General features: G+C 58.4%; 1 protein-coding gene and 1 pseudogene. One reads left to right on the top strand and one right to left on the bottom strand.

Annotated elements, in window-relative coordinates:
- Positions 1-242 (top strand): annotated as a pseudogene (locus ACFWI9_RS33935) (IS630 family transposase); the annotation flags it as partial.
- A 118-nt stretch (positions 243-360) separates the two neighbouring features.
- On the opposite strand, the gene ACFWI9_RS33930 reads toward ACFWI9_RS33935, so the two are convergent.
- Positions 361-1,275, bottom strand: coding sequence for a glutamate ABC transporter substrate-binding protein (locus tag ACFWI9_RS33930; RefSeq protein ID WP_387169067.1), 915 nt, complete (start codon positions 1,273-1,275; stop codon positions 361-363).
- Positions 1,276-2,177: the final 902 nt, after the last annotated feature.

Raw genomic sequence — 2,177 nt, 5'->3', positions numbered from 1 at the left:
TGCACTTCACACCGACCGGGTCGTCCTGGCTGAACCTGGTGGAGCGGTGGTTCGCCGAACTGACCACCAAGAAGCTCCGCCGTGGTGTCCACCGACCCGTCCAGGCACTCGAACGCGACATCCGCACCTGGCTCGCCGACTGGAACACCAACCCCCGGCCGTGCGTCTGGACCAAGACCGCCGACGAGATCCTCGACAAAGTCGCAACATACTGCCGACGAATCTCCGACTCAGGACACTAGCTTAAACGCCCTCTCAGAGCCATCAGGACTACGAACCAGCCCTGCCACGTACCCGGGGGCAAGCCAACCCTACGAATGCCAAGAAGGTAGGACGGTCTTATGCGGGGGTGGAATAGGTTCAGTAGCGCTCAAGAGGAGGATCCTCAGGATAGACGGAACCGGATAGTCCGAGTGTCGCGTAGTACGCTTTCCGGGTGTCCCCGTTCCCCCTGTGCACCGCGATGGCGTCGTTTACGGCTTCTCGCAGGGCTTTGTCGGCCTTGCTCATACCTATGCCGTACGGCTCCTTAGTAAAGGGCTGTTCGAGGATCCGCAGCTTGTTCGGATGCTGGGCGATATATCCCTTGAGTATGGCATCGTCGGTGGTCACAGCGTCGACCTCGTTGCTGAGCAACGCCTGGACACACTTGGAGTACTTCGAGAGTTCGATCGTCATTGCACCGTACTTCGGCTTCTTGATCTCCCGTAGCGAAGTTGAGCCGATGATCGAGCAGACTTTCTTGCCCGCCAGGGACTGGGGGCTGACGATCTCCGTGTCCGTCATGCGAACGAGCAAGTCAGCACCGGCCATGAAGTACGGGCCGGCGAACCCAACGTGCTTCTTGCGCTCGTCGTTAATGGTGTAGGTGCCGACGTAGAGGTCGATGTCGCCTTTGGATATGGCTGCCTCACGGCTACGGGAGTCGACGGTCCTGAACTCAATCTGGTCGGTCGAGAACCCGAGATAGGCTGCTACCATCTTGGCTATCTCGATATCGAACCCTGAACGCTTTCCGTCGGCGTCCACCAAGCCGAGGAACGGCTGGTCATCCTTCGCGCCGATGATAAGCTTTCCCGCCTTCTGGGCGCGTTTCAGTGTTGGAGAATCAATTTTCACACCCTTGACTGCAAAGTACGTCGGTAGCTCATGGATATTTCCGTCGGAGACTCCGGCTAGCCTGCCATTAGCGGTTTCAGAGTGGCTGCTACAAGCAGACGCGGTCAGCGCAAGCGCGATAAAGACCGCAACAGCAGTTGCCTTGGGTGATGGCATGGCCAGCCCTCACTCTCTCGCGTAACGTCTTTAACTTCCAATATTGTAATCACCGGCATGGTTTCACCCCCTACTGGCCATTAGGAGACATATCGAAGTGGCACGCCAGCGAATTTACGCCCGGGGAATTTGAGCATTTTCATCATACCGCTGAGTCTCTTTAGTCTTGTCCCGACAGGGTGAGAGTGCTACCCAGCGAGACCCCTAAGTTGATTCCACTAACCTGAGTGCCATCGGATTGGAAAGCCTCCGTGATTTTTCGTGTCGACACTTCGGGGCGAACTCGAACCTCGAGTTGTTCGCCCCGGCATCGCCCCAAGTCTGCTTTACCATTTCGTCGACGAACCGGGGCCCCAGTCATCCCATGGCCGGGGCCCCGGACTGCGAGCGCGCACCCCATGGTGACGGAGGTGGCCCCTACACCATCAAGGAGCCGCTCAAGACAGCCTCGAGGTGTGGCGGCTCCACTTTCGGCAGGTCGAAAGTATCACGATCACAGATGCTCCTAGTGTTATCCATAAAGTGTCTTAGATTGCCCGGTGGAAATACCTAAAGCACTCCCTATATACAGCGATACCTAGCCTCGATCTTTCGTGACGGTCCGTCGGTTTCTTCGGCGGGCCGTTTCGGTTGTGCGGGCTGGTGGCGGCCAGCGTGATGGCCCGGCTGTCGCGTCGGGTGGGCGCCGGGTTCCACGGCTCCGGTCGGGTGGTGCTGCTCGCGGGGTCGGGAAGGTACTGGTCAGCCGGGGTTCGGGAGAGCTTCACGTCGTGCCAGGACGTCAGTGATCACGTCGGTCCAGGGCTAAGGGTCCGTCTTCAAAGATCATCAGTGTTGGATCATGGTGTGGTGATACGACGTCATGAACTGACCGGTCGTGAGTGGGAGTTGCTTGCTCCGTT

The sequence above is a fragment of the Streptomyces sp. NPDC127084 genome (genome assembly GCF_042724175.1).
Taxonomy (GTDB): Bacteria; Actinomycetota; Actinomycetes; order Streptomycetales; family Streptomycetaceae; genus Streptomyces.
This window is presented reverse-complemented; position numbering and strand designations above follow the sequence as displayed.